Source organism: Emticicia sp., from assembly GCF_043780375.1.
In the GTDB taxonomy this organism is placed as follows: domain Bacteria; phylum Bacteroidota; class Bacteroidia; order Cytophagales; family Spirosomataceae; genus Emticicia.
This window is the reverse complement of record NZ_JAYWCU010000212.1, coordinates 1-6934: the sequence shown is the minus strand read 5'-3', so window position 1 is coordinate 6934 and position 6934 is coordinate 1. Positions and strand designations below refer to the sequence as shown.

The 6934-nt window shown below is 34.0% G+C and carries 7 protein-coding genes and 1 pseudogene; all 8 read right to left on the bottom strand.

What is annotated here, in order from left to right:
* Positions 1-523: hypothetical protein (locus ACH2CJ_RS16655; RefSeq protein ID WP_394994146.1), on the bottom strand; the 523-nt coding region annotated here is incomplete at its 3' end.
* Positions 524-740: 217 nt separating this feature from the next.
* Positions 741-1004, bottom strand: a complete 264-nt coding sequence (locus ACH2CJ_RS16650; protein ID WP_394994144.1) for a hypothetical protein — start codon at positions 1002-1004, stop codon at positions 741-743.
* Positions 1005-1027: 23 nt separating this feature from the next.
* Positions 1028-1630, bottom strand: coding sequence for an AAA family ATPase (locus ACH2CJ_RS16645; RefSeq protein WP_394994142.1), 603 nt, complete (start codon positions 1628-1630; stop codon positions 1028-1030).
* Positions 1631-1643: 13 nt separating this feature from the next.
* Complete coding sequence (locus tag ACH2CJ_RS16640; protein ID WP_394994139.1) at positions 1644-1958, bottom strand: hypothetical protein; 315 nt, start codon at positions 1956-1958, stop codon at positions 1644-1646.
* 889 nt (positions 1959-2847) lie between these two features.
* A complete protein-coding gene (locus ACH2CJ_RS16635) occupies positions 2848-3708 on the bottom strand; it encodes a DUF932 domain-containing protein (protein WP_394994136.1) in 861 nt (286 codons plus the stop codon).
* Positions 3709-3791: 83 nt separating this feature from the next.
* Positions 3792-5456, bottom strand: a complete 1665-nt coding sequence (locus ACH2CJ_RS16630; protein ID WP_394994133.1) for a hypothetical protein — start codon at positions 5454-5456, stop codon at positions 3792-3794.
* A complete protein-coding gene (locus ACH2CJ_RS16625; RefSeq protein ID WP_394994130.1) occupies positions 5453-6538 on the bottom strand; it encodes a PP2C family serine/threonine-protein phosphatase in 1086 nt (361 codons plus the stop codon). The genes ACH2CJ_RS16630 and ACH2CJ_RS16625 overlap by 4 nt, the downstream gene beginning before the upstream one ends.
* Before the next feature lie 63 nt (positions 6539-6601).
* Positions 6602-6934, bottom strand: a pseudogene (locus ACH2CJ_RS16620) (hypothetical protein); the annotation flags it as partial.

Here is a 6934-nt window from a genome sequence, read left to right as displayed (position 1 = left end):
CCGGTGTTCCTGTTATCCATGAATGAATCCTATGTTTTTTGTCTATCGCTATCCTGTGCCATGTGTGAAAAATGGCAAACAGATAACGATTTTTTCTTTTCATAAACTGAAAGTAGCTTTTCAAATCGTCCTCCTTGTAATTCATAATAAATTGCTGTCTTGCTACCTCTGAGCGAATACCTGCAAGTCTGTAAATTGGGTGGCGTATCATCAAATCATCGAGCGACTTTCCCCCTCGTTCTTTCTGTATGCCCTGCGTGTGTGAACCCTTGAATATTTCTTGAAACTCTGAAAACTTGACAAATCTTTCATTGATAAATAGCCATTCCACCATTGGACGTAAGAACCAAAACCGTTTCATTTTTCTATTATATTCGATATGCCATACCCCCATAAATTCGTCCACTAATTGTGGTATATCACTCATTCTTGTTCCTCCTAAGTACAAACTTTCGGGGGTGCGGGGGTCGCAAGTGTTCGTTCGGCTATACAACAAATTAACCATTCTCTCGGCTACTTTCATAATCAAAATCGGGGGTAAAAGAAAGGGTAGTTAAACACCCTTTATAAAGTATATAAAATGTTGATAGTCAGGTTATTATATAATTATAAAAAATTCAATAGTATATGTATTTATGTATTCCCATAAATCAACAAATATGGTTTCCCATAAATACATATAACAGTATCTTAATAGTCATTTGTATTGTGTAGTTACATAATACATTGACTTACAAAATCTAATCGTTTACATGATTTGTAATATATTCTTTAAGTGCTTTTTCAAATAGTGGTCTTAGTTTTATTTTCTTGTTTACTGAAAATAATCTAACGTCCTTCATCAGTTCGCTTTCTATTTCGACTGTGAATTTATCAGTTTCTTGTTTCGTAGTTGGTGCTTTTTGTTTGACTATTACGCTCTCTTGCATTGGTGCAATTGAGGCGTTATCAATCAAGTCTTTCACTAAATCGCTTGCTATGCCTTTATGGTCTTTCTTTGCCATGATAGTATTATTTATAAATTAAATTATTTCATCATTGTAATTATCTCTTTTGCAAGATGGATAATTTCATCTTTTGCTTTCTCGTCTTCGGTTTCAAATACACCTCCCGAAATAGGGGAGCGTGTATAACTCACTCTATCGCTCACCATGCTTTCCAATATTGGAAACTTGTATTGTGTTAATACTTCTTTGATGTCGTCCGTTAAACTCGTGCGACTTTTAACCATGTTTAACACGATTGCAGATTTTAACTGCGGTCGTTGTTGTTGTGCCTGTTTTAATAATCCTATTGTGGCTCTGATTGCCATGATGTCCAAGATGCTTGCTTTCGTTGGTACTAATACATAATCGGAGTAACTGAAAAATTCGGGTAGTGCGGTTGTCAGGTATGGGGGTGTGTCAATAATAGCAATGTCATATTTGCTTTTGGCTTGCTCCATATCTTGCGGTTGTATTAAATCAATACCTTGTTTTGCAAGAATATCTTTAAGCCCCGAAATACTGCCTTGTGGGTCAATATCAATGATGGCTACTTTTGCCCCTTGTGAAAAACAATAAGCAAGGTTTAGGGAAAGGGTAGTTTTGCCAACTCCTCCTTTTTGATGGGCTACTGTAATAATTTTCATTGTATTGTAAAAATTAGATACTGACTTGATTGTTTGTTAGTGTGCGGTTATGGTCGAAAAATTCAAGTGCTTGTTTCATGTCGTTACGATGTAATACCATGAGATACGGCTTGCGGTTTGATGGGTGAACCAAACGACAATCAACTTTAAAGATTGTACCAACTGGATATTTTGCCCTAAGCGTTCTTGAACATTCGACAAAACAGGTATTTGTTACCCTTTGCCCTTCAATCGGTTTCAAGCGAATTTTTGAACCAATTTTGAGCGATTGGATATATACGTCCAAAAAAATGTCGGGTCGTGTACTAAGCGATTGAAATAATCCCATGTTTGACTGCTTTTTACAAAGATAAATGAAATACAGGAAACCACAAAACAATATTACCATAAATACAGGAATATGGTTTTATGTATTTACATAGGATTTGCAAGTGCAAATTTTGGCGATTAAAAGCTCAATATAATTACATTGAGCTTGTGTAAAGTAAGACCGTATCATTAATTGATTTCTAAAAATGTGTTTACTATTCAATAGAATACTCTTTTTTGTATTTAGACATTATATTTTCACTTTCTTCATCACTAAAGCATTCAAAGTTTTTAATATTTTGAGCTACAACTGCTCATTCTCATTTATTGATTAATAATTGTGCTATTGTTTTTTGGTTAATGCTATCAAAACTTGTAAAATCAGAAACGACTGCTTGACTAAATCAGGTTTCAATTAGATGTAATGCAATTGTTAGATTAAGTTCTTTGAACTTAGCAAGATGGACTGCAACACCATATTCAAGTCATTTTTCTATCAGCAAATGAGCTATTTCATTATGAATTGATTCATCAAACTTGTGAATATTTAACGCCACCATATTGCCAAATCAATTGTTAATAAGTTTTAATACTATTTCTTTTTGTTGGATTCTGTCAAAACTTTCAATATTATCAATCGTCTCTTGATTTTTTCATTCTTCAATTAAAGCATTTTGGAAACTTTGTTCATATTGAAGTGCTTCTTTAAGTTCGTTTGATAAATTATTTGCAATAGGTTTTGCAGATTTTTTCTCAACAGTTCAATTTTTAGAATTTATTGTCATGGGTGAAGGGTTATGAAAATATATTAATTGATTATAACTTTATTAATATTTTTGTCAAATTAAAAAATTCATGCAGCTACACACCAGGTGCAACTACATGAATTGTGCGACTGAAACAGTCTTTTAGTTCAAAGCAAGCTCTTGTTGAATCACTTTTAAAACATTTCTATCAATCCTTTCTAATGAATCCATACCAAGCCCGATGCGTTGGTCGTGGTTTAAGAAATAATTGAACCCATTGTAAAGTAGCCATGCGTTAGGTGCGGTGTTTAACTCTTCCGCTTCCTGATGGACTTTTAACGGCACTTCTTGGATAATCTTTTTAGGGAACGCATCATGGTTTTTAAACTCTTTGAGTTTATCCATAATTTGCTCCATTTCTTTGCTTGTAACTGTACGTTCTGTGAGTTTGCGGAATTCCTGCAACTGCACATCAAGTGCATCTAAACGAGCCAAGATTTTATCCATACTAAAAAGGAAATCTTTGTCGTGCCGTTGGGCAATTTGGGTGTCTTTCTTCCATGCCATCATACCATTAGTACAAACTTGACGAAAATACGATAATGCCATTGAATGCTGTAAACTTCCATCGTAGCTGTTTTGCACTTCAATCATTGCATTTAACGCATCTTTCTCGGCTACCTGTATGACCTTATCTGTCAAAACGAATTGGGCTGAGAATCTGCGGTCGTCTTCATTCTTACATTGTACCGTAAACCCTGATGTACCAAACATCGTTTTTAGTTTGTCATAGATTGGCATAATAAGCTGTTCGTTTGTTACTAACTGGTACTTGCTCCCTGCCATGTGTAAGATTTTATTCATGGAAGGGCAGTAAATGGCAGAACTGTATTGATTGGCGAAAATGTGGTGTGATAGAATCTTACGACTTTCGTTTAATTCAATTTGCTCGACACCAAAAAAGAGATTTTCAAGCGAAGCTGACCTTGCTTTGAGGATTGCGGATGATTTTTTTTGTGTCATACGAATTTTGATTTTTGTTTAGATTCGTATGAGTAATGTTTTTATTAAAAAAATCAACTAAAGATAATGAAAACAATTTAATGTTACTTAGCATTGATAGGAACAAAAATAGTTTCATTTGATGGAGCTTCTACACTTCCATACCATAGTTTACCCGTACGGAGGGATTTTATTTGATAGTAAATTACTTTAAACGCTTTTCCAGTATATAGAACACAACCATAGTCATCAGTTTTGGGTTGCCAGTCGTAACATTTAAGCATACTCCCAACATATTTTGAATCAATATATACTTGAAATATATCATCTTCGGTTTGGCAACCTTTATAAAATAAAATGAAGCCAGTAGCGTCTGTTGATTTATATGAGTCATAGATGTTTTCTAAATTAGCCGTTGCAGCCGTTGCAGTGGAATCTATTGTTACGACAGTAGATTCTACTGTATTAAGTGGTAATTCTACGGTTGCAGCCGTTGCAGTGGAATCTATTGTTTCGACAGTAGAATCTACCGCTACTTCTGAGGTCAAATTATTAGAGTTTTTTGTTTGTGTAATTATAAAAAAAATAAATCCACAAATAAGAAGTATTAGAAAAAAAGCAACAAATCCAGAATTATCATTAGAAACAGGTTTTGTTTGTTGTGATGTTTTATTGATAGGCTGCTTGTATTGTGGTTTTACTGGTTGTGTTATTGGTTTTGGTGGATATACAGGATGTGAATGAGTAGTTTGCTTTGGAATGTCATTTGGGATTACGATGGGCTTTTTTTTTAAAGCTGGGTCATTGATAATTGAAAACAATTCTTTCCCCCATTCCGAAGCACTGGGTCTTTTTGACGGGTCTTGTCCACCATATTCAAACGCTCTGAGAAAAAGAGTTTTTAATGTATTTGGAAATAAATTTATATAATCATGTTGCTTTGGTGGATTGGAAAAGTAGAAACGCTTAGAACCTAAAGGACATAGATTATGGTGAATTTTTTCGCTAATAGTATTTGCATCTGCGTATTGTCCATTGGTAGTTCCGACGTATGGATGTAATCCAAAAAGATTTTCATAAAACATTACAGCTAAAGAAAATCTATCCCATGTTTCATGTATTTGATTATGTTTAGGGTCTATTTTTTCACTTTCCTTGGGCGTATATTCAGGTGTTACCACGTGCGAACGGTATAATACCTTATTTCCTGTCGAAATTTGTATAGAGTCTAAATCTGTAATTGATATTTTACCTTGTATATTGATTAATATATTTTGTGGCTTAAAATCAACAAAAACATATTTTTGACTCTCATGTACATGATAAACAGCGGCAGAGATATTTAAACAAACTTTTAATCTATTTACTAAACCAATACCAGTAGCACGAGTAAATTTGTTTTCCCAAATAGTGCTACGTAATGCCTTCTTAAACTTTAGTGTGGTAATTTCATATAGTTGTATGCTATCATCAAATGCAAGTGGCATAAGAAAACCTAAGAAAATCCCTTTGTGGTCATAAATTAGTTCTTTTGCCCAACATAAGCGAAACATTGTATCCTCCAATTTAGGTGGGGGATTTTTTACCATATAAGATATTTTATTTTCTTTTTCTTTAGTCCTATACCGAGCATGATAAATTTTTATACAATAATTTTTATATTGTGAGGTAATGATTTTATGAATGTTTCCTTCTCCTCCAACTCCAAATGGTTTTGACTCGACCATGATTGGCGTTTTATTATGGGTGTAATAAATTTCTTGGCTCATTTTGTTTGTAATACTGCTAAAATCATCGTTTTATCATCTTCCTCATTTTTTATTTTTTCATTACCTTCGGTTAAAAACTTTTTCCATTTGTCGTGGACATCAAAACTTGATTGCAAATCCTTAGCTTGGGAGTTTATAAAATTAACGAGTGGATTAAAAAATTTATCAAATGGTGTATTAGGGTCGTCCCATTTTTCAGTTTCCTTATCAAAAACACTACATTGGAAAGATTGCTTTTCCATTCCATCTGATAAAAGGGCAAAAGCAGTTACCTTACCTTTTATAATCCTGCTTTCGGGAATTGTATTTCCATCAGGAAGAGAATAATGTTTATTGATAAGCCAAGGTCTTGAGGTGATGAAGTAGGTCATATTTGCTTCTTCTCCTTTATGTGGTTTTATTAAAGCCCCCCATTTTCCCTGTTCATCACAATATGCAGCCCTACCATCGCCAATATGAGTTACCAATAAGCCCAAGGGTGAATATATAACTACAATAGCGGTGCAAGCCAATGTAGCAAGCTCTACTTTAAGGTCGTTTTCAGCGTGGTACATTAATGCACCAAGTGAGTTTTTTAATTGTTCCCACGCTTCTTCTCTCCATTCTTCTTCGGAAGGTAAGTCATTTCGTAGATGCCATTGTTTCTCTTTAATTGCTGTGCTAAAATAGTGTGGTATTGCTTGTTCTGCCATGAATTTTGAACCAAGGTGAGAATTAGTAGCAGAACCAGCACCATCACATACAATTGTAATTCCCCATCCATTTAGGCTTTCAAAAACTCTTGTAAAGTGGCTGTCTTGGCAAACAGTACCATGAGTAATATGTGATTTTCCAATAACAGACCCCGAAACAATAAACCAATTATTATGTATTGGGTTAATATTTTGAGTATTATTGACTTGAGTAGGTATTTTTGAATAGCTTGGGTTTTTACGTTTTATTTTATGTAAAAACCCCTTTAGCGTTTGATTAGACATTCTGATAAATGAAACAATTTGTTTTTTATAATAAGTTGTAATAATGCCAATTATAATTCCCAAAAGGATTAGAATAATATAGAGGGTATAATCTTGCTTGTTCACTTTTATAGAGGATAGGTATAGTGTAGTACGAACGACTACACTATACTTGAACTTAATTATAAATTATGTAACTGGAATTCCTTGCATCCATCCAGCAGGATTAGCGAATACTACATCTTTATCATCTTTTGAACCCGTTACTCCACCACTTCCTAAACTTGCACTTAACCATTGAAAAAACTCTTTAAATTTCAATCCTTGGAGTTTCGCAGGGGGCATTATTGATGATGATAGATTTGTTAGCGTATTCATATTAGCATTTGTAACCCCTATTGCAAAAAAGTAGAAATCCTTGCTATCAACACCATCTGCAATTTCTTGTTTAAGTGCATTAACATCTTGTCCCGAATCAGGCTCTCCATCTGTGATAAGTATTACCCATGACCTATAATATGG

Bases quoted from the DNA above. Each gene is read 5' to 3' on its own strand.
- ACH2CJ_RS16640 (WP_394994139.1), bottom strand. From the start codon at position 1,958: ATGGGATTATTTCAATCGCTTAGTACACGACCCGACATTTTTTTGGAC.
- ACH2CJ_RS16645 (WP_394994142.1), bottom strand. From the start codon at position 1,630: ATGAAAATTATTACAGTAGCCCATCAAAAAGGAGGAGTTGGCAAAACT.
- ACH2CJ_RS16630 (WP_394994133.1), bottom strand. From the start codon at position 5,456: ATGAGCCAAGAAATTTATTACACCCATAATAAAACGCCAATCATGGTC.
- ACH2CJ_RS16650 (WP_394994144.1), bottom strand. From the start codon at position 1,004: ATGGCAAAGAAAGACCATAAAGGCATAGCAAGCGATTTAGTGAAAGAC.
- ACH2CJ_RS16635 (WP_394994136.1), bottom strand. From the start codon at position 3,708: ATGACACAAAAAAAATCATCCGCAATCCTCAAAGCAAGGTCAGCTTCG.